We start from the raw sequence: 26450 nt of genomic DNA, 5'->3' as shown, positions 1-26450 counted from the left end.
GGCGGCTCGTCCGGAAAGCCCGTCCTTGTGACGGGCTTTCTGCGTTGTGAGCAGGGGGTCAGAGCCCTTTTCCAACGGAAAAGGGATCTGACCCTGAATCTCCCGCCGCCGATGTCGGCAAAGACATGACGAGACACGACATTGCGCAGTCAGGTCCGTGCAGGTGACGCGAAAGTTCCTTCACCTTCACAAACCCTCGACCCGGAAAGTCTCAGATCCAACATTTCATCTTGCTGAAAAGACGCTGAAAATCTTGTGGTGTCCGGTTTGAGCCACTAGCGTCATCAACACAGCGGATGGGCAGGGGAATCCGCTGGCTCGCCGGACCCGAACCTCGCCATTGCAAGCCAGCCCACGGTTCAGGCCGGTGCTTCTGCCGATTCCGGCATTCCTACCATTAGAAGGGAAATCCGATGTCCCAGGTAACGCAACCGCGTGTGCGTCGTGTGTGGGTGGTCCTTGGTGCGTCCGTCCTGTCATCGCTGCTGCTGGCCACGCCTGCGCTGGCCGGTGATGTCCAGCTCAGCGGTCTGCAGTCCGCGCCGACCCATCAGCGGTTCATCGTGAAGTACCGCGACGGCAGTGCGCCGGTGGCCAACACCACCGCACTCGCCTCCTCGCTGAAGACCGCCGCTGCCGGCATCGCCAGCAGCCAGGGCCGCGCGCTGGGCCTGCAGCAGGTCCGCAAGCTTGCTGTCGGCTCCACCGTGGTCAGGACCGACCGCGCGCTGGACCAGGCCGAATCCGAACTGCTGATGCGCAAGCTCGCCGCCGACCCGAACGTGGAATACGTCGAAGTCGACCAGATCATGCGCGCGACGCTGACCCCGAACGACACCCGCTTCAGCGAGCAGTGGGGCTTCGGTACGTCCAACGCGTCGATCAACGTGCGCCCGGCCTGGGACAAGGCCACCGGCACCGGCGTGGTCGTGGCCGTGATCGATACCGGCATCACCAACCATGCCGACCTCAACGCCAACATCCTGCCCGGCTATGACTTCATCAGCGACGCGGCGATGGCGCGCGATGGTGGTGGCCGTGACAGCAATCCCAACGACGAGGGTGACTGGTACGGCGACAACGAGTGCCAGGCCGGTTACCCGGGCTCGAACTCCAGCTGGCATGGCACCCACGTGGCCGGCACGGTCGCCGCGGTAACCAACAACAGCAGCGGCGTAGCCGGGACCGCCTTCAATGCCAAGGTCGTGCCGGTGCGCGTGCTCGGCAAGTGCGGCGGCTATACCTCCGACATCGCCGACGCCATCGTCTGGGCCTCCGGTGGCACGGTCAGCGGTGTGCCGGCCAACGCCAATCCGGCCGAGGTCATCAACCTCTCGCTCGGCGGCGGCGGCAGCTGCTCGACCACCTACCAGAACGCCATCAACGGCGCGGTCGGCCGTGGCACCACCGTGGTGGTCGCTGCCGGCAACAGCAACACCAACGTGTCCTCGTCGGTTCCGGCGAACTGCCCGAACGTGATCGCGGTGGCCGCGACTACCTCGGCAGGCGCACGTGCCAGCTTCTCCAACTACGGCACCGGCATCGACATCTCCGCACCGGGCCAGGGCATCCTGTCCACCCTCAACAGCGGCACCACCACCCCGGGCAGCGCCAGCTATGCGTCCTACAACGGCACCTCGATGGCGGCGCCGCACGTGGCCGGCGTCGTTGCGCTGATGCAGTCGGTGGCACCGAGCCCGCTCAGCCCGGCGCAGGTGGAGAGCATCATCAAGAGCACCGCGCGTCCGCTGCCGGGTGCGTGCTCGGGTGGTTGCGGCGCCGGCATCATCGACGCCGATGCCGCAGTGACAGCCGCGATCAACGGCACCACGCCCAACCCGGGTGGCACCGTGCTGCAGAACAACGTGCCGGTCACCGGCCTCGGCGCGGCCAGCGGCGCATCGCTCAGCTACACCGTCAACGTCCCGGCTGGCAGCGCGCAGCTGCGCGTGGCGATCAGCGGCGGCAGCGGTGATGCCGACCTGTACCTGCGCCAGGGCAGTGCCCCGACCGACACCGTCTACACCTGCCGCCCGTACCTGAGCGGCAACAACGAGACCTGCACCGTCAACAGCCCCGCTGCCGGCGTATGGCACGTGCGGGTGAAGGCCTACAGCACCTTCTCGGGCGTGACCCTCAACGCCCAGTACTGAGCCCAAGCCCCTCTCCATGGGCACGCCCCGGCCTCGGCCGGGGCGTTTTTGTTTCTGTAGAACCGAGCCCACGCTCGGCTATCAGAGGGCTGCCGAGCATGGGCTCGGCACTACACGTCCCTCAAACCGACTCGAACCGGTTCGCCGCCACGTTCTTGCGCACATGCTGCGGATCGAAGATCCGGCCATTCATCGCGATGAACACCCCCGCCGGCAGCGACTGCACCGCACCGATCGCACAGCCGATGTTGAACTCCGCATCCGAACCACGGAACCGCGCCGGGCTCAACGCACCGGTCATCACGATGGTCTTGTCCGGAATCGTCGCCAGCACCTTGCCTGTCTGCACCATCGAATCGGTGCCGTGGGTCACCAGCACGTGGCGGGTGGGCTGCGCAGCGATCGTCGCGCGGATCAGCTCACGATCGTCGTCGTTGATGTGCAGCGAATCCTTGCGCAGGATCGGAATCACGTTGAACCGGAACGTGACCCCCAGTTCGCGCAGGATCATGCCGATCTGCGGGTCCCCGATCTGGTAGTCCGACTTGTCGTCGAAATAGATCTTGTCGATCGTGCCACCGGTGGTGACGACCAGGAGCTCTTCCATCATGTGCATGCGCGAAACCAAGGCAGGTACAGCGGCGCGGGGCCGGGAACACAGATGATACGGCCCACCGGGCGCAGCGTCAGCGCCGCCGCCCGAAACGGGCGCGCAGGCCGGGCAGGCTGGCCGAAAAGATCACCAGCAGCGCCAGCGCGATCTCGATCAGCGCCAGCCAGCGCGTTTCCGGGTGGCTCCAGGCGCTCATCACGCCGTGGCTGAACCAGCCCAGGGCCAGCACTGCCGCCCAGAACCCGGCCTTGCGCCAGCCCAGCCGCAGGGCGACGGCCAGGGCCAGCGGTGGTGCAGTGAACACCAGCTGGGTGGCCAGCCAGTGCCTGTCGTTGATGAACCAGCCGGCAAACAGCGCCGCCAGCCCCATCAAGGCCAGCAGCAGCACGGTGCGCGGCGCGGTGCTCATCGCGCCAGCCGCTGCGCGATGTCGGCCACGCGCCGGCCCAGCGCCCGCGCCAGTACCGCTTCATCGTCGGTCGGTTGCGGGTCGTCGGCGGCACCGGCCACGTGGCTGGCGCCATACGGCGTGCCGCCACTGGTGGTGTGGCTCAGCGCCGGCTCGGTGAACGGAATGCCGACGATCAGGCAGCCGTGGTGCAGCAGTGGTACCTGCATCGACAGCAGGGTCGACTCCTGGCCGCCATGCATCGACGCGGTGGACGTGAACACCCCGGCCGGCTTGCCCGCCAGCGTGCCGTTCACCCATTCGGCGCCGAGCCCATCGAGGAAATGCTTGACCGGCGCGGCCATGTTGCCGAAACGGGTGGGGCTGCCCAGCAGCAGTCCCTGGCACTCCACCAGGTCCTGCACGCTCACATACGGCGCGCCATCGTCCGGCACCGGCGGCTGCGCGGTCTGGGTGACGGCTGCCACCGGCGGCACCGTGCGCAGCCGCGCCGCCATGCCCGGCACCTCGCCGATGCCCCGCGCGATCTGGCGCGCCAGCCGTGCCACCGAACCGCCGCGGCTGTAGTAAAGCACCAGGATTTCGCCCATCGCGCCCAGCTCTCCTCATCGTGTGGACGCCAGTATGGCTATCCTGCATCGATTCCGCATCGGGTACCCTTGCGCCGATGGAACCTTTGGATACGCTCAATTTGTGGATGGAGCGCGCGCGGGATCGCGCACGCGCCGCCAGCTTCGGCCGCTTCCTGTGGCGCCGCTTCCTCGACGACCGCCTGTTCCAGGCGGCCGCCGCGCTGGCCTACACCACGGTGTTCGCGCTGGTGCCGTTGGCGATCGTGGTGTTCGGCGTGCTCTCGGCCTTCCCGGTGTTCGACCGCTGGAGCGACCAGCTCAGCGACTACGTCTTCTCCAACTTCGTGCCCAATGCCGCGCGCGCTGCCGAGGGCTACCTGCGGCAGTTCTCGGCCAGCGCGGGCCAGCTCACGGCCGCCGGCTTCATCGCCCTGGTCATCTCGCTGCTGATCACCCTCAACAGTGTTGAAGAGACCTTCAACCAGATCTGGCGCGTCGGCAGCAGTCGACCGCGGCTGACCCGCTTCCTGGTCTACTGGACGGTGCTGACCCTCGGCGCGATGCTCGCCGCTGCTTCACTGGCCGTGTCGGCGCGGGTGTTCGCGATGCCGCTGTTCGGCACGCAGGAGGGGCGCTGGCTGGCCGATCTCGCGTTGCGGCTGGCGCCGATCCTGATCGAATTCGTCTGCATCACCCTGATGTTCCGGGTGGTGCCACACCACACCGTGAAGTGGCGCCACGCGGTTCCGGGCGCGATTCTGGCCGCGGTGATCCTGGAGCTGGTGAAGTGGGGCATCGGCGCCTACCTGGGCAGCTTCCAGTCCTACCAGAAGCTGTATGGCACGGTGGCCTTCGTGCCGATCCTGCTGCTGTGGATCTACCTGTGCTGGGTGGCGGTGCTGCTGGGCGCGTCGCTGGCATCGTCGATGGCGGCCTTCCGCTACCAGCCGGTGGAATTGCGCCTGCCGCAGGGCTACGAGTTCTATGGCCTGCTGCGCCTGCTCGGGCGCTTCCAGCACGCACGCGCCAAGGGCAGGGGCCTGGCCGATGACGAGATCCTGCGGCTGGAACCGATGCTGACCGACTCGCTGCTGCAGGACCTGGCCTGCCACCTGGAGGGCATCGGCCTGCTGCGCCGTGATGAGCGCGGTGAATGGCTGCTGGCCCGTGACCTGGACCAGGTCAGCCTGGGCGATCTGTACGAATGCACGCAGCTGCGCATTCCGGTGGCCGAACAACACCTGCCTTACCGCGATGACAGCCTCGGCCGGGCCGCACTGGCTGCGCTGGACGAGTTGCGCCTGCCGCTGCGTGAACGCCTCAAGCGTCGCGTCAGCGACATCTACCCTGATTCTGGAGACGCCCCATGACCTGCAAGACCTCATTGCTGCTGGCTGCCCTGCTGGCTTTGGCCGCCTGCAAACCCGCGCAGGAGCCGACCCCGGCCAGCAGCCAGCCGCCGGCGCAGGCACCGACCCCGGCCGCGCCGGCGCCGGTGGAGGACACGCCCGCCGAGCGCGTCACTGCCGAGTTCCCGACGCTGAAGATGAAGGCGGTCGATGGCAGCGATTACGACCTGGCCGCACATCGCGGCAAGTGGGTGGTGGTGAATTTCTGGGCGACCTGGTGTGCACCCTGCCGCAAGGAAATGCCCGAGCTGTCGGCATTGCATGCCATGCGCAGCAACATCGAAGTGGTTGGCCTGGCCTACGAGGACATCGAGGCGCCGGAGATGCAGTCGTTCCTGACCAAGCATCCGGTGACCTATCCGATCGTGATCGTCGATCCGTTCGATCCGCCGGCCGACTTCGCCACCCCGCGCGGCCTGCCGCTGACGCACCTGCTGGATCCGCAGGGCAAGCTGGCGCACAGCTTCCTGGGCCCGGTCACGGCAGCCGACATCGAACAGCAGATCGCGGCTGCAAAGTAACAGGTGGGTCGGCAGGGCTGCGCCCTGCACCTGCCGAATCGACGGCAACGGCAACCGCCAAAGCAACGGCGGGCATTCCGTGGGATGGCGGGGTGGGTCCGGTTGCGGGGGACGCTGCAAGTACGTCCATGTAAGCTCGGTCGCCGCATCCATGCGGCTCACGCCCCCGCAACCGGACCCACCCCGCCTTCGACGGATTTCCGCGAACTGTCGGAATGACATGGCCTGCTCCTGATGGGTGTCGACCTTGGTCGACACGTAGATCCACGCCATGCGTGGATGCTCTTCGTTCAATTGTCGAAATATTCGATTCCGATGGAGATCCATCCACGCATGGCGTGGATCTACCAAGTCGCGGAGATCTGTCAGAGGTGGGGCGGTGTCGGAGTGCGGGGTGTCCGCGGCATGGATGCCGCGGCCAACTGTCGGAATGGCATGGCCTGCTCTTGGTGGGTGTCGACCTTGGTCGACACGTAGATCCACGCCATGCGTGGATGCTTTTCGTTCAATTGTTGAAATATTCGATTCCGATGGAGATTCATCCACGCATGGCGTGGATCTACCAGATCGCGGAGATCTGTCAGAGGTGGGGCGGTGTCGGAGTGCGGGGTGTCCGCGGCATGCGTGGATGCTTTTCGTTCAATTGTTGAAATATTCGATTCCGATGGAGATCCATCCACGCATGGCGTGGATCTACCAGATCGCGGAAATCTGTCAGAGGTGGGGCGGTGTCGGAGTGCGGGGTGTCCGCGGCATGGATGCCGCGGCCAAGCCTACAAGGACGTACTTGCGGCGTCCCCGCACTCCGACACCGCCTCGCCATCCCACGGAATACCGCTCCGGCCATTGCTTCGGCTGTTGCCGTTGCCTGTAGCCGGTGCAGGGCCGCAGGCCCTGCCGACCACCCCTATTCTTCGACCGGGAAATCCTCTATCGGCTTCAGTACCTCGTAGTGCTCGTGATGCAGCTTGCCCTTCAGCTTCGGCAGCTCCGGCAACGGTGCATCGACCCGCGTGTCCGGCAGCCGGTCCAGCAGGTTGCGGGCCAGGGTCAGGCGACCGAGCCGCTGGTCGTTGAAATCCACCAGCGTCCACGGCGCACCGTCGCGATGGGTGGCGCGCAGCATCGCCTCGCGCGCTTCGGTATACGCGCTGTACTTGCTGCGTGACTTCAGGTCCACCGGTGACAGCTTCCAGCCCTTCAGTGGATCGACATGGCGTTCGGCAAAGCGCTTTTCCTGCTGCTCCTGGTCCACGCACAACCAGTACTTGAACAGCAGGATGCCGTCATCCACCAGCAGCTGTTCGAACACCGGCGCCTGGCGCAGGAACTGCTGGTATTCGGTCTCGCTGCAGTAGCCCATCACCCGTTCAACGCCGGCGCGGTTGTACCAGCTGCGGTCCATCAGCACGATCTCGCCGGCAGCCGGAAGATGCGAGGCGTAGCGCTGGAAGTACCACTGCGTGGCTTCGCGGTCGGTGGGTTTGGGCAGCGCCACCACCCTGCATTGGCGTGGGTTGAGGTGCTCGCTGATGGTCTGGATCGCGCCACCCTTGCCGGCGGTATCGCGTCCTTCGAACAGCACCAGCAGGCGTTGTCCGCTGTGCTGCACCCAGCGTGCCATCGCCGCCAGTTCCAGCTGCAGCGGCTGCAGCAGTTCGTCGTATTCCTTGCGCTTGAGCTTGGCCATCGTCATACCACGCGGGAAGGAAGCCCGAGCGTAGCGCAGGGCGAGGTCAGGGCGTGTCGAGGCCCTGCCAGCCCTGTTCGCGGGCCAGCTGCTGCAGCAGCGCGGACAGATCACGCGCGAAAGCTGCCATGTCGAACAGGCCACTGCGCTCGCGCGCCTGCGCCAGTTCAGCGCGCACCGCGGCCAAGGCGGTCGGATCGTTGCCGAGTGCGCTGGCAGTGGCGACGAACGCCGCGTCGTCGGCGACGTTCATGTGCTCCAGACCCAGCTGATGGTTCAGGCTGCCGGCCACGCGCGCGGCGAAGGTGGCGCCGGGGCAGGTCAGTACCGGGCAGCCGGCCCACAGTGCATCCGACGCGGTGGTGTGCGCGTTGTACGGGTTCGTATCCAGGAAGAGGTCGGCCAACTGATAGCGGGCCAGATACTGCGGATGCGGCAGCTTGGCCATGAACACCAGACGCGCCGGATCGAGTCCTGCTGCCTGCGCGGCGGCACGCAGCCGCGCATCGGCCTGGCCGGGGCCGGACAACAGCCACAGCACGCTGCCGGGTACGGCCTGCAGCACCGCGAACGCGCGGCCCATGCTGCGCGGGTTGAGCTTGTAACTGTTGTTGAAGCAGCAGAATACCGTGCCCTGCGCAGGCAGGCCGCAGGCCGCGCGGTCCGGTGCCGGCTCCAGCACGCGGGTGTTGTCCGACGGCTGGAACGCACGCGGCAGGCGCAGCACACGTTCGCTGTAGTGCGCTTCCAGCGAGGGCGGCAGCGCGAAGCTGTCACCGATCACTGCCTCCAGCCACGGCGCACCGGAGGTGCCGGGGTAGGCCAGCCAGTTGAGCTGCAGCGGGGCAGGGCGCATCGCTAGTACTTCCGGTGTGCCGCCGCCGCCCCAGCCGCGCAGGTCGAACAGCAGGTCGATGCCCTGAGCACGGATGCGCGCGGCGGTATCGGCATGGCGCAATCCCGCCACGTCATGCAGCCGGGTGGCGGTCTGCAGGCGTTGGCGGATGCGGCTGCCATCGTCGGCGTTGAGCGCGAACAGATGCAGCTGCAAGGCCGGGTCCTGGCCCATGTGTTCCAGCAGCGCCACCGTCAGCAAGCCGGTGGGATGAGCGCCGAACCCGTTGGACAGGAAGCCCGCGCGCAGTGGACCCCGTTCGCGCAGCTTCACCGGCGACAGTGGCCGCACCGCAGCAGCGACAGCGGCCGCGCGCGCACGCGCACAAGCCAGCTGTTCGGCCGCGCTGGCGTCTTCGCTGAGGAACGCGAAGGGCTCAACCACGCCCTGGCCCGATGCAAGCGCGCCACGCACCTGGCTGGCCAGCGCATCCACGTCCTGCCAATCGCACAGGCGACGCTGCCAGGCGAGGCGCTGTGCGGCGATGTACGGCTCTTCGGGCATCAGTGCATGCGCGCGGCGATAGGCTGCCGATGCACCTTCTGCATCGTTGGCATCTTCCAGCGCGTGCCCCAGCCACAACGCGATGCCCGGGTGCTCCGGTGCCAGCGCGGAGGCCTGGCCCAACAGCTTGGCGGCATCGGCATGCGCTCCTGCCATCCACGCTACCCGGCCCAGCCGGGCCAGTGCTTCAGGATGATTGGGCCGCAGCTGCAGCGCGCGTCGCGCGGCCTGCTCGCCGGCCGCAATGTCGCCGGCTTCCAGTTCCAGGTCGGCGAGCATCACCCAGGCAACGAAGTCGCCGGGCTGGCGCGTGATCGCCTGCTGCAGTTGCTGCCGCTGCTGCCAGGCCGACATGCGGGTCAGCCGGCCGAAAGCTGGGCCAGGGCGTCGACCTGGTGCTCGTGGCTCAATCGCTGCAGCAGCGGGTCCAGGTCGCCGGCCAACACGTTGGGCAGGTCGTACAGGGTCAGCCCTTCCACGCGGTGGTCGGTGATGCGGCCCTGCGGGAAGTTGTAGGTGCGGATGCGCTGGCTGCGGTCGCCGCTGCCGACCTGCAGGCGCCGTGATTCGGCCTGCGCCGCGTCATGGCGCTGGCGCTCGGCATCGAGCAGCTGCGCCTTCAGGCGTTTCATCGCCTTGTCCCGGTTGGCGTGCTGGCTGCGTTCGGTCTGGCATTCCACCACCACGCCGCTGGGAACGTGGGTGATGCGGATCGCCGATTCGGTCTTGTTGACGTGCTGGCCGCCGGCGCCGGAAGAACGGTAGGTGTCGACTCTCAGGTCAGCCGGGTTGATGACGATCTCATCGACTTCGTCGGCTTCCGGAATGATCGCCACGGTGGCCGCCGAGGTGTGGATGCGGCCCTGCGATTCGGTGGCCGGCACGCGCTGCACGCGGTGCGTGCCCGATTCGAATTTCAGGCGCGAGAACGCGCCACGGCCGACCACGCGTGCCACCACTTCCTTGTAGCCGCCATGTTCGCCGGGATTGTCCGATTCGATCTCGACCTTCCAGCCCTGTCGCTCGGCGTAGCGGGCGTACATGCGGAACAGGTCGCCAGCGAAGATCGCCGCCTCGTCGCCGCCGGTGCCGGCGCGCACTTCCAGGAACAGGTTGCCTTCATCGCGCGGGTCGCGCGGCACCAGCAGCAGCGCCAGTTCCTGCTCCAGTTCCTGCAGGCGGGCTTGCGCGGCGGCGATTTCCTCGTCGGCCAGCTCGCGCAGGTCCGGGTCCGCACGCATGCTTTCGGCCGCAGCCAGGTCGGCCTTGGCGCGTGCTTCATCGGCCAGTGCGGTGGCGATCGGTTCGAGCTGGGAAAATTCGCGCGACAGATCGCGGAAGCGCGCGTTGTTGGCGACCACCTCCGGTTCGGCGAGCAGACGTTCCAGTTCTTCGCGGCGCTCGGCCAGCGCTTCCAACTTACGGCGCAGGGTCGGCGTCATCGGTTCTCACAGGTGGGTGGCGGTAACCCGGCGTGGCCGGGAACAGGCGCTCGGCGGCGCGGGTCAGGTCGGCATCGCCGCTGAGCGCGGCCGCGCGCAGGGCGGCGGTCGGCGGGTGCAGCAGGCGGTTGGTCAAGCCGTGGGCAAGCAGTTCCAGCACTTCGTCGGCCGGCTTGCCGTTGGCCAGCTGCTGGCGCGCGCGTTCCAGCAGTTCGGCACGGGTGGCCTCGCCGAAGGCACGCAGCTGTCGCAGCGGTGCCTGGTGGGCACTGGCCTGCAGGGTTTCGACGAAGCGCGAGACCTGCAGGTCGATGATCGTCTCCGCTTCGGCGGCGGCCTCGCGGCGGCTGCGGCGGTTGTCTTCCACCGCGCGCTCGAGATCGTCCACGGTGTACAGGAACGCATCGTTGAGACTGGCAACGTCGGCCTCGATGTCGCGCGGCACGGCCAGGTCGAACAGCAGCATGGGCTTGTGCCGGCGCGCGCGCAGGGCGTTGGCCACCGCGGCACGGTGGATCACCGGTTCGCGGGCGGCGGTGGCCGAGAACACCACGTCGGCCTCGGCCAGGTGGCGCTCCAGTTCGGTCAGCGGCAGCGCCACACCGCCATGGCGGCTGGCCAGTTCCTGCGCATGGGCGAGGGTGCGGTTGGCGATCAGCAGACGCCGCACCTTGCCTTCGCTGAGGTGGCGCGCGGCCAGTTCGATGGTCTCGCCAGCGCCGACCAGCAGCACGGTGGAATCATCCAGGCGGGCAAAGGCGTTCTGCGCCAGGCGCACCGCCGCCGAGGCCACCGATACCGGGTTGGCGCCGACCTGGGTATCGGTACGCGCGCGCTTGGCCACCGAGAACGTCTGCTGGAACAGCCGGTCCAGGCGATGGCCGAGCAGGCCGTGGTCGCGCGCGGTCGACCACGCGTCCTTCACCTGGCCGAGGATCTGCGGCTCGCCCAGCACCATCGAATCCAGCCCTGTCGCCACCCGGAACAGGTGGCGCACGGCATCGGCGTCGGCGTGCTGGTACAGATAGCCCTGCAGGTCGCCGGCCTGGGCGTGCAGCCACTGGTCCAGTGCCTGCGCGGATTCGGCCACGGCATACAGCTCGGTGCGGTTGCAGGTGGACAGCAGCACCGCCTCGGCGATCTGCGGGGTATCGCGCAGCGAACCGAGCGCGCGCGGCAACGCGTCACCGGCGAAGGCTGCGCGTTCGCGCAGTTCCACCGGTGCGGTCTGGTGATTCAGTCCGAGCACCCACAGGGTCATTGTTCAGTTGCTTGCGATAAGCTGCTGGCCATTGGACGACATTTTAAGGCCCCGATGCCGACGATGCCCGCATTGATTCGCATCCCCAGTGTTCTGCTGCTGTCTCTGGCCTGTGCACAGGCCCTGGCGGCGGTGCCCGCCAAGGCGCCTGCACGCCCCGCGGTGACTGAGGAACTGGCGCTGGAGCCGGTGCTGGCTGGCGAGTTCGCCCTGCAGGCGGGCAAGCTGGCCGAGGCCGCGCGCTGGTACCTGCAGGCCGCCCAGCAGACCGACGGCGACGCCGGCCTGGCCGAGCGGGCGACCCGCATCGCCATGCTGGCCAACGAAGATGATGCCGCGGCCAAGGGCCTGGCCCTGTGGCAGCAGCGTGCGCCACGCTCATTGGCGATGCGCAGCGCCGCCGGTGCGCTGGCGATGCGCCAGGGCGATGTGAAGGCTGCGCGCAGCGAGCTTCAGGCCTTGTTGCAGGACCCGGGCGACGAGGGCTGGAAGTTCGCTCTGGGCGCCCTGATCGGCGGCGGCCGCGATCCGGCCGTGCCGGCCCAGGTGCTGGGCGAGCTGGTCGATGCCAACGCCATTCCCCAGAAGATCGAGGCCTGGCAGGAGTTTGGACGCCTGGCGCTGCGCATGGAAAAGCCCGAGCTGGCGCGGCGCATGATCGACGAGGTGGTCAAGCGCTTCCCCGAGGAGCCGCGCGTCGCCTTGCTGCGCGCCAGCCAGCTGCAGCAGGCCGGACAGACCGAGCAGGCGCTGTCGCTGCTGCGTGGGGTGGAGCCGAAGACCCGTCAGGATCCGGAACTGCGCAATGCGGTGGCCATCGCCTACGACAGCCTCGGCCAGCCGGCGGCGGCCGAGCGCGTGCTGGCGGTCGGTCCGCAGAATGTGCAGACCTGGGGCATGCGCGCTTCGCTGCTGGCCAAGCAGGGCGACAAGGCCGCGCTGTCCAACCTGTACAACGAACTGTCGCGGCAGGCGGCCAAGCCGGACCCGGCGCAGCGCCTGCTGCTGGGCAAGATCGCCGAGTACCTCAAGCGCTACCCGGAGGCGGTCAACTGGTACCACAGCGTGCCCGGCGGCGATGAGCTGAATGAAGCGCGCCTGCGCGCGGCCAATGCACAGGGCCTGGCGGGCCGGCAGTCGCTGGCGCTGGATGAAGTGCATGCGATCCAGTCCGATGCCGGCGTTGATGACGATGTGCGGCGCGATGCGTATCTGCTGGAAGCCGAGCTGCGCCAGCGCGCCGACGACCTTCCCGGCGAGATCGATGCACTGGCCCGTGGCTTGGCTGCGTATCCGGACGAGAACGGCCTGTTGTATGCCCGTGCGCTGGCCTGGGAGCGCCGCGATGACATCGCCCGCGCCGAGGCCGATCTGCGCAAGATCCTGGTGACCGAGCCGGAGAACGTGCCAGCACTGAACGCACTGGGTTACACCCTGGCCGACCGTACTGGCCGCTACCAGGAAGCGCTCGAACTGATCGACCGCGCGCGCGTGGCCGAACCGGACAACGCGGCCATCGTCGACAGCTATGGCTGGGTGCTGTATCGGCTGGGACGCAACGCCGACGCGCTGGTGCAGCTGCGCCGCGCCTGGACGCTGGCCAAGGACCCGGAAATCGCCGCCCACGTGGGCGAGGTGCTGTGGGTGCTGGGCAAGCACGATGAAGCCCGTCACTTCTTCGAGGAAGCGGCCAGGCTCGACCCTGAAAACCGCGCGCTGCTGCGCGCCCGCGAGAAATTCAATCCATGAGTGTTTCCACGATCCGGCCGTTGTTGCTGGTGGCCGTGACCCTGGCCCTGAGTGCCTGCACCACCGTTGGCCGGCAGAAAACGCCGGCGCCGGCCGTGGTCACCACCGTTTCCGCCGAAGCGGCCGCCGCCGAGGCGGCGCGCGTGGATGCCGTGCGTTCGGCAGCGGACTGGAATTTCCAGGGCCGGGTGGCGGTCAGCAAGGGCAAGGACGGTGGCAGCGGCCGCATTGACTGGAAACAGGAAGGCCAGCGCTATGTCGTCGAACTGAGCGCCCCGGTGACCCGCCAGAGCTGGAAGTTGAGCGGTGATACCCACCATGAAGCCGGGCGCCTGGAAGGACTGGCCGGTGGTCCGCGCGAGGGTGAAGACGCACAGGCACTGCTGCTGGAGGCGACCGGCTGGGATATTCCGGTCAATCAGCTGCCGGACTGGGTACGCGGGCTGGTCGCCGGCGACAGCGCGGGGCCGGGAAAGATCGATCGTGATGCGGATGGCCGTCCGCGGCGCATGCAGCAGATGGGCTGGGTGATCCAGTATCTGGACTGGTACCCGGCCGAAGCCGGACGGCCGGCCCTGCCGCGCAGGGTCGAAGCGGTCAATGGCGACGCCAAGGTGCGCCTGCTGGTTGACCAGTGGGGCCAGGGCGCACCATGAACGCGCGGGGGGAAGACGCGGGCTGGTCCTGGTGGCCGGCCCCGGCCAAGCTGAACCTGTTCCTGCACATCACCGGCCGCCGTGCCGACGGCTACCACGAGCTGCAGACGGTGTTCCGCCTGCTCGACTGGGGCGATCGGATCGGCCTGCGCCTGCGTGAAGACGGCCAGGTGCGACGGCAGGGCGAGGGCCTGGCCGGCGTCGCCGAGGTCGATGATCTGGCCGTTCGTGCAGCGCGGATGCTCAAAGAAGCGGCGAATGTCGATAAAGGTGTCGACATCATCGTCGAAAAGCACGTTCCTGCGGGCGGCGGTTTCGGCGGCGGTTCGTCCGACGCGGCCACCGTGCTGGTGGTGTTGAACCGCCTCTGGGGTGCAGGGCTGGACGAAGATGCGCTGGCCGCGCTGGGGTTGCGCCTCGGCGCCGACGTGCCGGTGTTCGTGCGTGGTCACAACGCCTGGGCCGAAGGGGTGGGCGAGCGGCTGCGGCCGATCACCCTGCCGCAGGCCTGGTATGTGGTGGTCGAACCGGGCGTTCATGTGCCCACGCCCCTCCTGTTCGCTGATCCGGATTTGACGCGCGACAGTCCACAGGCGAAAATAGAGGACTTCGCTTCCGGCTCGCTGGTCGGGAACGTGTTCGAACCGGTGCTGCGCCGCCGTGAGCCTGCCGTCGAGGCGGTGCTTGCTGCGTTGAGCGACATCGGCACGGCACGTCTGACTGGTTCGGGAAGTGGTTGTTTCGTCGAGTTCGATTCGCAGGCTGCCGCCGAGCAGGGACGAGCGAAGTTGTCGAAGGAGTTGCGGGCAAGGGTGGCTGCGGGCGTTGCACGTTCGCCACTGCTGGATGCACTCGAGCAACACTAGATTCATCAATGCAGGGGCGTCGCCAAGAGGCCCAAGGCACCAGGTTTTGATCCTGGCATTCGGAGGTTCGAATCCTCCCGCCCCTGCCAATGCGGCTGCGTCCGCGCCTTCCAGCGCATCATCTGCGCGGGACGTGGGAACAGCCGCGGTGTTGTCAGCAGCAGGGGCCGCAGTGGTCCTTGCCGCTACCGGATCCCCGCCACTCGTCCCCGCCCGAGACAATCATGATGCAAGAGTCCCCGAACCTGCTGGTCTTTTCCGGCAACGCCAACAAACGTCTGGCGCAGAACATCTGCAAGGAACTGGGAGTCCGCCCGGGCAAGGCGCTGGTCTCGCACTTCTCCGATGGCGAAGTGCAGGTGGAGATCGAAGAGAACGTCCGCAAGCAGGACGTGTTCGTGATCCAGCCGACCTCGGCGCCGAGCGCGGAAAACCTGATGGAACTGCTGGTGCTGATCGACGCGCTCAAGCGCGCATCGGTGGCCAGCGTGACCGCGGTGGTGCCGTACTTCGGCTATTCGCGCCAGGATCGCCGCATGCGTTCCTCGCGCGTGCCGATCACCGCCAAGCTGGCGGCGAAGATGTTCAGCACCGCCGGCGCCGATCGCGTGCTGACGGTCGACCTGCACGCCGACCAGATCCAGGGTTTCTTCGATATTCCGGTCGACAACGTGTATGCCTCTCCGCTGCTGCTGGCCGACATCTGGCGCGCCTACGGCACCGAGAACCTGATCGTGGTGTCGCCGGACGTGGGCGGCGTGGTCCGCGCCCGTGCGGTGGCCAAGCGGCTGGATGACGCCGATCTGGCGATCATCGACAAGCGCCGTCCGCGCGCCAACGTCTCCACCGTGATGAACATCATCGGTGACGTCGAAGGCAAGACCTGCGTGATGGTCGATGACATCGTCGATACCGCCGGCACCCTGTGCGCCGCTGCCGCTGCCCTGAAGGCGCGCGGTGCGCTCAAGGTCGCCGCCTACTGCACCCACGCGGTGCTGTCGGGCCCGGCGGTGGACAACATCACCAACTCCCAGCTCGATGAGCTGGTGGTGACCGACACCATCCCGCTGAAGGACGCCGCGCGGGTGTGCAGCAAGATCCGCCAGCTGAGCGTGGCGGAAATGCTGGCCGAAACGATGCGCCGCATCGCCTTCGGCGAGTCGGTCAGCTCGCTGTACGTCGATTGATTTTTTCGTCCCCGCCGGCAACGGCAGGGACACACTGGGCACTTCTGGTCGCGGAAGTGCCTTCAACCGCCAAGCCGCAAGGCAAGGCAACAACCGAGTAGTCGAAAATGTCGAAGACCCATGAAATCAAGGTCACCAAGCGTGAACTGCAGCGTAAGGGTGCGAGCCGCCGCCTGCGTACCGCTGGTGTGATCCCGGCGATCGTGTACGGCGGCAACGCCGAACCGGTCGCCATCAGCCTGGACCACAACGAAATCTGGCTGGCCCAGCAGAACGAGTGGTTCTATGCCTCGATCCTGGACCTGAACCTGGACGGCCAGGTGCAGAAGGTGCTGCTGCGTGACATGCAGCGCCATCCGTTCAAGCAGCTGATCATGCACCTGGACTTCCTGCGCGTGAACGAGAACGAGAAGCTGACCGCTTCGGTTCCGCTGCACTTCATCAACGAAGACACCTCGCCGGCTGGCAAGGCTGCCGACGTCGTGGTCACCCACGAACTGAAGGAAGTGGCCATCAGCTGCCTGCCGAAGGACCTGCCGGAGTCGATCGAAGTCGACCTGGGCGAGCTGAAGGCTGGCGACGTTGTGTACCTGTCGGACATCAAGCTGCCGAAGGGCGTGGAAATCCCGGCGCTGGCGCTGGGCAAGGACCACGACGACGCCATCGTCACTGCCAAGCACGGCAAGCAGGACGCTGCCGACGCTGAAGAAGCAGCGGCCGAGTAATACCCCGCGGCGCCTGTCCTTCGGGGCAGGCGCCGTATCTGGATGGAACGATGGCAGGATTGCGACTGATCGTCGGTCTGGGCAACCCCGGATCGGAGCACGCCCGGACCCGGCACAATGCCGGGTTTCATTTCGTTGAGGCCCTGGCCGAAAAGGCCGGTGCACGATGGAACGTGGACAGCAAGTTGTTTGGCGAGACCGCCAAGGTCGACATCGCCGGACAGACGGTGTGGCTGCTCAAGCCCGCCACCTTCATGAACCTCAGCGGCAAGTCGGTCACCGCCGCGCAGCGGTTCTGGAAGATCGAGCCGGAGGAAACCCTGCTGGCCCACGACGAACTGGACCTGGCGCCCGGCGTGGCGCGGCTGAAGTTCGACGGTGGCCACGGTGGCCAGAACGGCCTGCGTGACACCATCCGGTTGCTCGGCCACGGCAAGTTCCATCGCCTGCGCGTGGGCATCGGCCATCCCGGCCACAAGGATCGCGTGGTGGGCTGGGTGCTGGGACGCCCCTCCAAGGACGATGAAGTACTGATCTCGCGCGCCATCGACGATGCGATCGACGTGCTGCCGTTGGCGGTGCAGGGCGATTTCAGCGAAGCGATGAAGCGGCTGCACACCCCGAAATAATTGTACCGGTAGGTACCGACCGTTGGTCGGTACGGAGAATGATTGAAAAAGCAGCGCCCACGCCGCTGTTTTCCCAATCACTTTCACCCCAGAGAGCTGTCACCCATGGGTATCAAATGCGGCATCGTCGGCCTGCCCAACGTCGGCAAGTCGACCCTGTTCAACGCGCTGACCAAGGCGGGCATCGCCGCGGCGAACTTCCCGTTCTGCACCATCGAACCGAACGTCGGCATCGTGCCGGTGCCGGATCCGCGCCTGAACGAACTGGCAGCGATCATCAACCCGCAGAAGGTCATCCCGACGGCGGTCGAGTTCGTCGACATCGCCGGCCTGGTGGCCGGTGCCGCCAGCGGCGAGGGCCTGGGCAACAAGTTCCTGGCCCACATCCGCGAAGTGGATGCGATCACCCACGTGGTGCGCTGCTTCGAGAACGCTGACGTCATCCACGTCAACAACAAGGTCGACCCGATCTCGGACATCGACACCATCGATACCGAACTGGCGCTGGCCGACCTGGACAGCGTCGAGAAGGCACTGAACCGCGCCGAGCGTGCGGCCAAGGGCGGCGACAAGGACGCAGCGGCACGCAAGCCGGTGCTGGCCAAGCTGCAGGCCGCGCTGGCCGACGGCAAGGCCGGTCGTTCGGCGGGCCTGGACGAGGAAGAGAAGGCGCTGGTGCGCGATCTGTTCCTGCTGACCCTGAAGCCGGTGATGTACATCGCCAACGTGCTGGAAGACGGTTTCGAGAACAACCCGCACCTGGATGCGGTGCGCGCCCGTGCCGCCGAAGAAGGCGCCCAGGTGGTGCCGGTGTCGGCAGCGATCGAAGAAGAGCTGTCGCAGCTGGACGACGAAGACCGCGATACGTTCCTGGCCGACCTCGGCCTGACCGAGCCGGGCCTGAACCGCGTGATCAACGCAGCCTACAGCCTGCTCGGCCTGCAGACCTACTTCACCGCAGGCGTGAAGGAAGTCCGTGCGTGGACCGTGCGCAAGGGCGCCACCGCGCCGCAGGCTGCCGCGGTCATCCACACCGACTTCGAGAAGGGCTTCATCCGCGCCGAAACCATCGCGTATGACGACTTCATCAAGTACAAGGGCGAAGCCGGCGCCAAGGAAGCGGGTCGCCTGCGCCTGGAAGGCAAGGAATACCGCGTGCAGGAAGGCGACATCCTGCATTTCCGCTTCAACGTCTGATCGACGACGCAGCGCAGTGATTGCCCACAGGACCCCGCAATGCGGGGTCTTGTTGTATTAGGCGCCTGTCAGAACGGGCACACGAGGATCGTGTCATTGCGCGTTTGCGCTGCAGAAGCGCCAGCCCGGCGTTGCGGATGGCAGTGGACATAAATTCACCACGCGTTGAAACGCCTGGCCTGCATGGCTCGCGGCGACTTGTCCACATCAAACCCCCACGGCTCTCCACGTCGCGTGTGGAAAACCGATGAGGCGCCTGGACAAAATATCGCCATGCCTTGAAACGCTTGCGGCACAACGTTCAAGGCGGGTTGTCCACATCAAGTCCGCATTGCTTTCCACCTGCTGTGTGGAAAACACGCAGCTGTTTGCACCGCCGATGGGCTGGACAAAAAATCACCAGCCTCGAAAACCCTTGCCGTGCGCGGCTTACGGCCACTTGTCCACATCCAACCCCCATCGATTTCCACGCGTGGTGTGGAAAACAACAAGGGGTCCGACGACGCATCGCCGGACCCCTCTCTGGGCTCACCCGTGGCAGCGCTTACCAGCGGTAAGAGACGCCCAGCTGACCGCTGGTATCGCGGAAGCCCATGCCGCCGGTCTGCCGGCTGATCTCGCCCCAGCCGCGCCAGCCGCCCGACAGATTCACCTGCACGCCGGCCTTGGCTTCGTAGATGTCACGCGGCAACTGCCGGCGCAGGCGTTCGCCGTCCACGGCGATGGCCGCGTCGTTGCCACCGGACCACCAGTTCACCGCGACGAACGGCTGTACCTGCCCCTGGCGCTGCGTCAGCGAACGGGTGTACAGACGCAGGCCCACACGGGTGGTGGTGCTGTCCTTGTCGTAACCCTCAACCACCGTGCCGTTGGCCTCGACCACGCGATCGGCATCGTAGCGGCTGTGGATCACCTGCAGCTGTGGCTCCAGGTAGACACCGCGCTGCGCCGTGCGCTGCACGGGCAGCACATAGCCTGCCTCGGCCGAACCGGTCCAGCTGTGCGAGCGGTAGTGCTCCTTCTGCAGCCCTTCACCCTGCACGCTGTTGCGGAACCGCCCGTACTGCAACCAGCCGTCAACATACGCACCGCTGTCCATCCGTGCGTCCTGCAACCAGGTGGCATACACGCCCAGGCTGGTGCCGTTGACCACACCGCGCGCGGTGTAACCGGTCACCTGCGAACGGCTGTCGTTGCGCGCCCGGCCCTGGCCGGCCATCACACCTGCCTGCAGCTGGCCACCGGCATTGGCTTCGAAGCGACGACCGACGCCCAGCAGCACGCTGTTGAGTTCGCTGTCCACATCGACCTGGCTGCCGCGGCTGCCGGGCTGGCTGCTGCGCACCTGTGCCCAGGCAATGGCGTCGCTGCCGCCGTCGGCTGCATCGGCAGGATCGCCACTGCGGTCGTACAGGCTGTGCCGGAACATGCGCAGCGCGCTGCTCTGGTTGGCCATGTACACGGCTGGCTCCGGGCGCTCCACGCGCGGCGGCGCTGGCGGCAGCGGCGGATCGATCGGCGGATCAATCGGCGGAGCAGGGGGATCAATCGGCGGAGTCGGCGGATCAATCGGCGGTTCCGGCGGATCGGGCGGTTCCGGCGGATCGACCGGTGGTACGTATTCCGAGCGCAGGTACCAGTTGCCGTCGTCCGGGGTGGCGACGCCACCCTTGTACAGGAAGTAGTCGTAAGCGCCGGCCACCGCGCGTCCCTGCAGCGAGAACTGCGCATCGGACTGGCCAGCCACGCTGATCAGGCGGATGCCTTCGCTGGTCAGGGCGCCGGCGCCCCCCGCGTTGCGCACGCTGACAGAGGCCGTGCCACTGCTGTTGCCCTGGATCACCAGTTGATCACCCTGCGAGGCATCGTCGCCCAGCGCGCGGTTGAACAGCCAATGGCCATCGTTGCCGACATAGTCGCCGGTGACGGTCAGGGTCTTGAAGTCGTCGGTGGTGGGCGCGACGAAGGCGATGGTGCCGGCATGGTCCAGCGAGCCGACGCTGGAACTTCCACGCACGTTCCACTGGCTGCTGCCGTCCATCGCCAGCTGCGCGACCTGGTAGCCCGAGTCGTTGCGCAGCGCGCCGTTGAATACGGTGCCGTTGCGCAGCGTCATCTGCACGTTGGCGGTGGCGCTGTCGACCACGACATCGCCGGTCAGGCGGCTGTTGTCGGCGGTGAAAAGAATGTCCGCGGTGGCGACCGAGCTTCCATCGGTGAACACCGTATCGCTCACCCGCAGCAGGCGGCCACCGTCGACGTTGCCCTGCTGGCGCGCGACGACGTCGGTGTTGTTGAGCGTCAGCTCATGGTTGCTGCCCTGCAGCCACAGCGCAGGACCGTCCTGGGTCTGCAGGCTGCTGTTGTTGAATACCAGACGGTCCCAGTACGGCCCGAACACCGTGATGTAGGAACGATAGGCACCCGAATTCGTCCCCTGTGCCTGGATGCTCAGGTTGTCGGCGGTGAGCTTGGCGGTATTCATCTGCACGATGCCGAACGAGGAGGCACCCCGCGTGGTGATCGAGCCGCCGTCCAGCTGCGCATCGGCCGTGCTGCCACCGAGGAAGACGCCGCCGCCACCGGTGCCGTAGGTGGTGATATCCAGATCCTTGGCACGGATGCGCGAATAGGGCGTCGGTGGATTGCTGCCCGAGGCGCGCAGGCCATAGACCCCATCGCCGTGGGTATCGATGCTGCCGCCGGTGATCGTGGCAGTGCCACCCCAGACGTCCACGCCGTGGCCGTAGCCGTTGTCGCCATGGGTGCTGATCGTGGTATCGGTGAGGTCGGCCAGCGAGTCCGCGCCGGACAGCCAGATGCCGGAGTAGCCATCACGCACGGTGAAGTGGGCGCCGTTGGTGGTCAGCTTCGCCCAGCTGTTGACGTTGACGCCATAGCCGCCGATGGTCTCGAAGCGGCCGCCGGTGATATCGGCGGTGGAGTATACGCGGTTGATTCTGTTGCCCAGCAGGCGGATGCTGCTGCCGCTGCTGCTGGCACTGCCGCCCACGATCTGCAGCGTGCCACCGTTGTCGATATCGAAGTAGCCGTTGACCACGTCCACGTCGCGCAGCGACAGCACGCTGCCGCTGCCATCGGAGGACAATCGGCCGCTGTAGCCGTTGCTGGCGTCGGCGAAGGTCATCTTCAGCGATTCCAGCGACAGCAGCGCGCCACCCTCGGCGTACACCGCGCTGTTGGCACCGCCATTGATCTCCGTACCGGCCACGTGCAGCTCGCTGCCGCGCCCAGTGGAATACAGCGCGTGCCCGCCGCTGCTGACACTGCCACCGTTCAACCACACCTTGCCACCGCCGGTGGCATTGACCGTGCCGTAGCCGGAGCCGTTGCGATAGGCATTGATGACCAGGTTGTTGGCCCGGATCACGCTGCCCGCACCGCTGGCGTTCAGCGCATAGCCGACGGTGGTGCTGCCATCGCCGACCTGCAGGATGCCGCCCTCGATCAGGACGCTGCCGCCGGCGCTGGCAAGGATGCCGCTGCCGCCTCCGGTGCTGGAGATCCAGCTGCCATTGACGGTAATGGTGCTGCCGACACCATTGGCCTCCAGGGCGTAGCCACCGGCACTGTGCGACAGGGTGTCGTCGGCGCCCAGCTGCAGGCTGGCGCCATCGGTAACCTTCAACGGCCCCTGCAGTTCGGCCGCGTGCACGGGCAGGGCGGCCCACAGCGCGCTGGCCAGCAGGCTGGGAATCAAGGGGAGGCGCGAAGCGCGCGCGCAGGCGGACACACGGCGGCGCCGTGGGGGAGAGGCGTTCATGCTGGTGGATTCCTGTGGCAGGGCGCAGCGCGGCTGCGCGATCTGGCGCGGCAGGGCCGCGTCGCTGTGGAAACCGGGTGCGATGGCCACTGCAGGCGCCATCCGGTTTCGCTCTCGCCGGCAACGCGATGACGATGGGAAATCGTCACCGTGGCGGGATGCATCCAGACTAGAAATCAGCCCTGTCCGATGGAATCAGGCGTTTCCTAAAGCACGTCGTGCCCTGCACAGAGGCGGGGCACGGTTCAGCGATGTGGAGGCCTCAGCCGAACATCGACGACTGCAGGCAGTACTCGATCAGCGCCTGGTCGCTGTCCACGCCCAGTTTGCGCATCGCGTTGATTTTCTGCGTGCTGACCGTCTTCGCACTGCGCTGCAGCTGGCGGGCGATGTCGCCCACGCTCATGCCGCCGGTGAACAGACGGATGACTTCGAGTTCGCGCGGCGAGAGGCGCGCCAGCACCGCCTCGGCATCCGCCGGTTCTGCGGCGGCAACCGGCAGCAGGCCCGGTGGGCGGTAGATGCGGTCGGCCAGCACCGTGCGCAGCGCCTGCACCAGGCTGCCCAGGCCGTGGCTCTTGAGCACCACGCCGCTGGCACCGGCTGCATACATGGCCGCCACCAGCGAGGGGTTGGAGACCATCGTCAACACCAGCAGACGCACATCGGGGAAGCTGCGGCGCAGGAACGAGATCAGCTTGATGCCATCGCCGAAGCTGTCCCCCCCGGGCATGCTGTAGTCGGTGATCACCGCATGGGGCAGGGTGCTCGTCATCAGCTCGACCAAGGTCGCCGGATCGGCGGCCTCGCCGACCACGTCCAGGTCCAGTTCGCCGGCCAGGACATCGCGGATGCCGGCAAGCACGATCGGGTGGTCGTCAGCGATGAGGATGCGGGTGGTCATGGTGGTGTCGGCTTGCTGGGGGATGAGGGGGCGGCGACGTGCACCAGGGGTTGCAGCAGCCGGCGCAGGCGCCGTTGGAAATGCGCGAGCGCCGAGGCGAGGGCAGGCAACGCGTCGCCGTCGCCGATCTGCTGTTCGATCTGCTGGCCGTGCGCCACCAGTGCCGGTGCGCCAACGATCACCAGTGCGCCGCGGATGCGGTGCAGCACCTGTGCCACGCGTTCCGGCGCGGCATCGTCGATCGCCCGCTGCAGGCTGTCCAGGTCGGCCTGCATGGTCTGCACGAACAGCGCCTGCATGGTTTCCGGAACCTGCAGGGGAGCATCGGCTTGGTCGTCGATGGGGCCGCGGTGCGGCTGGGCCGCAACCTGGGTCAGCAGGCGCTGCAGTGCTGCCAGGGTGATCGGCTTGACCAGTACGCCCTGCATTCCCGCCTCGTGGCAGCGTTGCCGTTCGGCGGGGTCGGCGTTGGCGGTGGCGCCGTGGATCGGTACGTCAACCCCACGCGCGCGCAGTGCACGGGCCAGTCCGTAACCATCCAGTCCAGGCATGTTGAGGTCGGTCAACACCAGGGTGAAGGGACGCTGCGGCCAATAGTGCAGGGCTTCATTGCCGTCACTGGCGACCACGGCGTGGCAGCCGAGCTGCTCCAGCTGGCCACGCAGGATCGCCTGGTTGATCGGGTTGTCTTCGGCGACAAGAACCTGCAGCCCGAACCTGCGTGGCGCCGGCAGACGTCCGTTGACCTCTGCGGGCACTGCTCGCCCGGCCGCAGCCGCCAGCGCGAGCACGATCGCATCCAGACGATGCACGCCGACCTGCCAATGTGCCTGCACCTGCTGTGGCTGCATTCCGCCTTCGCGGCACGCCACCACCTGCGGTCCACTCCACGTGGGCGTGCCCTCGTCCAGCACCAGGTCGAGCATCACCGCGCCGGGATCGGCAAGCTCCGGCGCATCGTCGCGATGCACGCTGGCCTGTGCGCCGCGCTGCTGCAACCGCTCGCATATCGATTGTGCGAACTCGCGGACGCTGCCGCGCACGTGCACCGGCAACGCTGGCGGCAATCGCGGTGAAGCCGCCTGCAATGGATCGGGTGTTGCCTCGGGCAGCGGTAGCTCGACCGAGAAACTGCTGCCCAGGCCGCTTTCGCTGACCACCCGCAGGTGGCCGTCCATCATCGTGGTCAGGTGCGCACAGATCGCCAGGCCCAATCCGGTGCCGCGCATCGCATCGGTGCCGGGGTTGGCCTGGAAGAAAGGTTCGAACAGATGTGCCTGGTGCTCGCTGGCAATGCCGATGCCGGTATCGGCCACCTGCCAGCGCAGCCAGCAGCGTTCATCAATGCGCTGTGCACCCAGGCGCACCACGACCCGGCCGCTGTCGGTGAACTTCAGCGCATTGCTGATCAGATTGTTGAGGATCTGGCGGATGCGCGCGGCATCACCGTTGACCGCAGCCGGCACGTCCGGATCGATGCAGGCATAGAACTGCAGGCCCTTGTGGGCGGCGGCAGCGGCGTAGGAGTCCAGCGCGTCCTCGGTCAACCGCACCGGGTCGAACGCGCCGGGCTCCAGGCTCAGCTGGTCGGCCTCGGCCTTGCTGACATCCAGGATGTCGCTGATCAGCTGCATCAATGTCGATGAGGAGCGCTGGATCGTGTCCAGGTAGTCCTGCTGGCGCGCATCCAGCGGGGTCAGGCCCAGCAGCTCCAGCGTGCCGAGCACGCCGTACAGCGGGGTGCGTATCTCATGGCTCATGGTGGCCAGGAACTGGCTCTTGGCGCGGTTGGCCTGGTCGGCTGCACGGCGTGCCTGCTGCAGCACCTGTTCGGCCTCGTGCTGGCTGCTGAGGTCGATGAACAGGCACAGCACGGCGGGTGCGCCGCGATAGCGCGCGGGCGTCGCGGTGATCAGCAGGTGGCGGTTGTCCGGCGTGGTGTAGGCCAGGCCATCGCCTGCCGTGGTGCCGCCAGCGGCCAACACGCTGCGTCGCCAGGGCCCGTGCCAGCCACCGTCGTCGTGGTCTTCCCCCAGCCACTGACGTGCCAGCGCGTTGTCCAGCAACACGCGGCCATCGGTACGGCGCAGCAGGCACAACCCGATCGGCGCGTTGTCGAGGATGGTGCGGCTGAAGGCCTCGCTTTCCAGCAACCGCGCATGGTTGCGGCGCAGTGGTTCGATCACCGAGCGCCGGTAGGCACGCAGGATCAGCACGCCACCGGTGGCCAGCAGCAACGCCACCACCATGCTGCCCAGCAGTGGCCCGCGCGGGTGCTGGAACACCTGTTGCCAGCCCACGTGATACACCGCCAGCCAGCCGTGTTCGCTGCGCATGCGGAACAGCAGGTCGTCCAGGCCCGCGCGCCATGAAGTGCCGGCGCGGCTGGCATCGTTGGCATCACCGAGCAGCAGGCGGCCGTTGCCATCGAACAGCGACATCCGTTCGAACACCGGTGTCCCCATCACCTGGCGGTAGTCATCAACGCGGCCGGGATCCAGCAGGCAGGCCACTGCGGCCAGCGACTCGTCCTCGCTCTCGCCCCACAGGCGGGCATCCTGCGGCGCGTGCGCGATGGCAAGCAGCCGGGTCTGTCCCTCGCGCCAGGCCACCGGCGTCCACACCACGTTGCCGCGACGCAGCGCCGGCCGTTCGCGCAGGACCTGGTGGATGGCGGTCAGCGCCGGTTGCAGGTGATGCGGACTGCTCTGGCCCGGGTCACCACGCACTGTCTGGATCGGTGCAAGCAGGCCACGGCGGCCCTGGCCATCGACCAGCAGGCACTGCGGCGGTGGAAACCGCGAGGCCGCCCAGAAAGCACCGTAGAAGCGCAGGAAGCGGTCGCCCAGTTCGGCCGTTGCCTGTGTCGAAGCGCCGCCGTCGGCACCGATCCGCGCGAAACTGGCGAACAGCGGGCTGGGCTGTGTACCTGAGGCGGCCTCGTCCACAGGCTGCCCGCGATTGCCCACGTCATGCAGGCGCCATTGCCGCAGGAAGCGTTCCTGTTCCTGCAGCGTGCCGTCCAGGCGACGGAAGTGATAGCGGATCTTGCCCTCTTCTTCGTTGAACAGCTGGCTGCCTGTGGACAGCAGCAGGCCGGCCTGCAGGGTGGCCAGCACCACCACGCCAATCAACAGGGCATGTACACGCAGGGAGCGGCGGGCGAGTCGGCGTACGGGAGCGGCCTCGGCCGGCATGGACAGGTCTCGGAGCAGTAGGCGGTCGATGGCGGCCCGAAGGGCCCAGGGCACGGCCGGTACCGCCGCGCAGAGAGGATCGTCAAA

Annotated in this window: 20 protein-coding genes and 1 tRNA gene; 11 read left to right on the top strand and 10 right to left on the bottom strand. The window is 67.2% G+C overall.

The window, feature by feature from the left end; translation table 11 throughout:
• Positions 1–413: 413 nt before the first annotated feature.
• Entirely contained in the window at positions 414–2153 is a 1740-nt protein-coding gene (locus AC13GI_RS17515) for a S8 family peptidase (RefSeq protein ID WP_482996934.1), read from the top strand.
• 121 nt (positions 2154–2274) lie between these two features.
• On the opposite strand, the gene AC13GI_RS17510 is transcribed toward AC13GI_RS17515, so the two are convergent.
• The 3 genes from AC13GI_RS17510 to wrbA all read right to left on the bottom strand — a co-directional run bounded on the left by AC13GI_RS17510 (position 2275) and on the right by wrbA (position 3765).
• Positions 2275–2760: an asparaginase domain-containing protein gene (locus AC13GI_RS17510; protein ID WP_033830416.1), complete on the bottom strand. Its 486-nt coding sequence runs from the start codon at positions 2758–2760 to the stop codon at positions 2275–2277.
• Between the two features lie 79 nt (positions 2761–2839).
• Positions 2840–3175, bottom strand: a complete 336-nt coding sequence (locus tag AC13GI_RS17505) for a DUF2069 domain-containing protein (protein ID WP_482996933.1) — start codon at positions 3173–3175, stop codon at positions 2840–2842.
• The gene (gene wrbA, locus AC13GI_RS17500; RefSeq protein WP_093818977.1) at positions 3172–3765 is read right to left on the bottom strand and encodes an NAD(P)H:quinone oxidoreductase; all 594 of its coding nucleotides are present in this window, start codon (positions 3763–3765) and stop codon (positions 3172–3174) included. The genes AC13GI_RS17505 and wrbA overlap by 4 nt, the downstream gene beginning before the upstream one ends.
• A gap of 77 nt (positions 3766–3842) precedes the next feature.
• Between wrbA and AC13GI_RS17495 the strand changes: the two genes are divergently transcribed.
• Positions 3843–5117: a YihY family inner membrane protein gene (locus tag AC13GI_RS17495; protein WP_032977469.1), complete on the top strand. Its 1275-nt coding sequence runs from the start codon at positions 3843–3845 to the stop codon at positions 5115–5117.
• The gene (locus tag AC13GI_RS17490) at positions 5114–5677 is read left to right on the top strand and encodes a TlpA family protein disulfide reductase (protein ID WP_482996932.1); all 564 of its coding nucleotides are present in this window, start codon (positions 5114–5116) and stop codon (positions 5675–5677) included. Before AC13GI_RS17495 ends, AC13GI_RS17490 begins: the two co-directional genes overlap by 4 nt.
• Before the next feature lie 907 nt (positions 5678–6584).
• Here the strand turns inward: AC13GI_RS17490 and ppk2 are convergent.
• From ppk2 to hemA, 4 genes are read right to left on the bottom strand one after another with little or no spacing between them, the layout of a single operon-like run.
• Positions 6585–7367, bottom strand: coding sequence for a polyphosphate kinase 2 (ppk2, locus tag AC13GI_RS17485; protein ID WP_482996931.1), 783 nt, complete (start codon positions 7365–7367; stop codon positions 6585–6587).
• Between the two features lie 46 nt (positions 7368–7413).
• On the bottom strand, positions 7414–9120 hold the full coding sequence (locus tag AC13GI_RS17480) for an O-linked N-acetylglucosamine transferase, SPINDLY family protein (RefSeq protein ID WP_482996930.1): 1707 nt from the start codon (positions 9118–9120) through the stop codon (positions 7414–7416).
• A 5-nt stretch (positions 9121–9125) separates the two neighbouring features.
• Positions 9126–10208 carry a peptide chain release factor 1 gene (prfA, locus tag AC13GI_RS17475; protein ID WP_089238955.1) on the bottom strand — a complete coding sequence of 361 codons (1083 nt, stop codon included), beginning with the start codon at positions 10206–10208 and terminating at the stop codon, positions 9126–9128.
• Positions 10186–11469, bottom strand: coding sequence for a glutamyl-tRNA reductase (hemA, locus tag AC13GI_RS17470; protein WP_482996929.1), 1284 nt, complete (start codon positions 11467–11469; stop codon positions 10186–10188). Before hemA ends, prfA begins: the two co-directional genes overlap by 23 nt.
• A 63-nt stretch (positions 11470–11532) precedes the next feature.
• Here hemA and AC13GI_RS17465 point away from each other — a divergent pair, with 63 nt between their 5' ends.
• The 8 genes from AC13GI_RS17465 to ychF all read left to right on the top strand — a co-directional run bounded on the left by AC13GI_RS17465 (position 11533) and on the right by ychF (position 18478).
• The gene (locus tag AC13GI_RS17465; protein ID WP_180166825.1) at positions 11533–13218 is read left to right on the top strand and encodes a tetratricopeptide repeat protein; all 1686 of its coding nucleotides are present in this window, start codon (positions 11533–11535) and stop codon (positions 13216–13218) included.
• Complete coding sequence (gene lolB, locus AC13GI_RS17460; RefSeq protein ID WP_099819126.1) at positions 13215–13874, top strand: lipoprotein insertase outer membrane protein LolB; 660 nt, start codon at positions 13215–13217, stop codon at positions 13872–13874. The genes AC13GI_RS17465 and lolB overlap by 4 nt, the downstream gene beginning before the upstream one ends.
• Positions 13871–14740, top strand: coding sequence for a 4-(cytidine 5'-diphospho)-2-C-methyl-D-erythritol kinase (gene ispE / locus AC13GI_RS17455; RefSeq protein WP_482996928.1), 870 nt, complete (start codon positions 13871–13873; stop codon positions 14738–14740). The genes lolB and ispE overlap by 4 nt, the downstream gene beginning before the upstream one ends.
• A 12-nt stretch (positions 14741–14752) precedes the next feature.
• Positions 14753–14829, top strand: a tRNA-Gln gene (locus AC13GI_RS17450).
• Between the two features lie 138 nt (positions 14830–14967).
• A complete protein-coding gene (locus tag AC13GI_RS17445) occupies positions 14968–15927 on the top strand; it encodes a ribose-phosphate diphosphokinase (RefSeq protein ID WP_025879147.1) in 960 nt (319 codons plus the stop codon).
• 107 nt (positions 15928–16034) lie between these two features.
• The gene (locus AC13GI_RS17440) at positions 16035–16652 is read left to right on the top strand and encodes a 50S ribosomal protein L25/general stress protein Ctc (RefSeq protein ID WP_100463166.1); all 618 of its coding nucleotides are present in this window, start codon (positions 16035–16037) and stop codon (positions 16650–16652) included.
• A 50-nt stretch (positions 16653–16702) separates the two neighbouring features.
• Positions 16703–17281 (top strand): aminoacyl-tRNA hydrolase, encoded by a 579-nt coding sequence (gene pth / locus AC13GI_RS17435; RefSeq protein ID WP_089238967.1) that lies wholly within the window; start codon positions 16703–16705, stop codon positions 17279–17281.
• Between the two features lie 105 nt (positions 17282–17386).
• Complete coding sequence (gene ychF, locus AC13GI_RS17430; protein WP_025879150.1) at positions 17387–18478, top strand: redox-regulated ATPase YchF; 1092 nt, start codon at positions 17387–17389, stop codon at positions 18476–18478.
• Between the two features lie 544 nt (positions 18479–19022).
• On the opposite strand, the gene AC13GI_RS17425 is transcribed toward ychF, so the two are convergent.
• The 3 genes from AC13GI_RS17425 to AC13GI_RS17415 all read right to left on the bottom strand — a co-directional run bounded on the left by AC13GI_RS17425 (position 19023) and on the right by AC13GI_RS17415 (position 26363).
• Positions 19023–22262, bottom strand: a complete 3240-nt coding sequence (locus AC13GI_RS17425; RefSeq protein ID WP_482996927.1) for an autotransporter family protein — start codon at positions 22260–22262, stop codon at positions 19023–19025.
• 262 nt (positions 22263–22524) lie between these two features.
• A complete protein-coding gene (locus tag AC13GI_RS17420) occupies positions 22525–23166 on the bottom strand; it encodes a response regulator (RefSeq protein ID WP_380657549.1) in 642 nt (213 codons plus the stop codon).
• Positions 23163–26363, bottom strand: a complete 3201-nt coding sequence (locus AC13GI_RS17415; RefSeq protein WP_482996926.1) for a hybrid sensor histidine kinase/response regulator — start codon at positions 26361–26363, stop codon at positions 23163–23165. The genes AC13GI_RS17420 and AC13GI_RS17415 overlap by 4 nt, the downstream gene beginning before the upstream one ends.
• Positions 26364–26450: the final 87 nt, after the last annotated feature.

Source organism: Stenotrophomonas sp. 82F1, from assembly GCF_056861525.1.
This window is presented reverse-complemented; position numbering and strand designations above follow the sequence as displayed.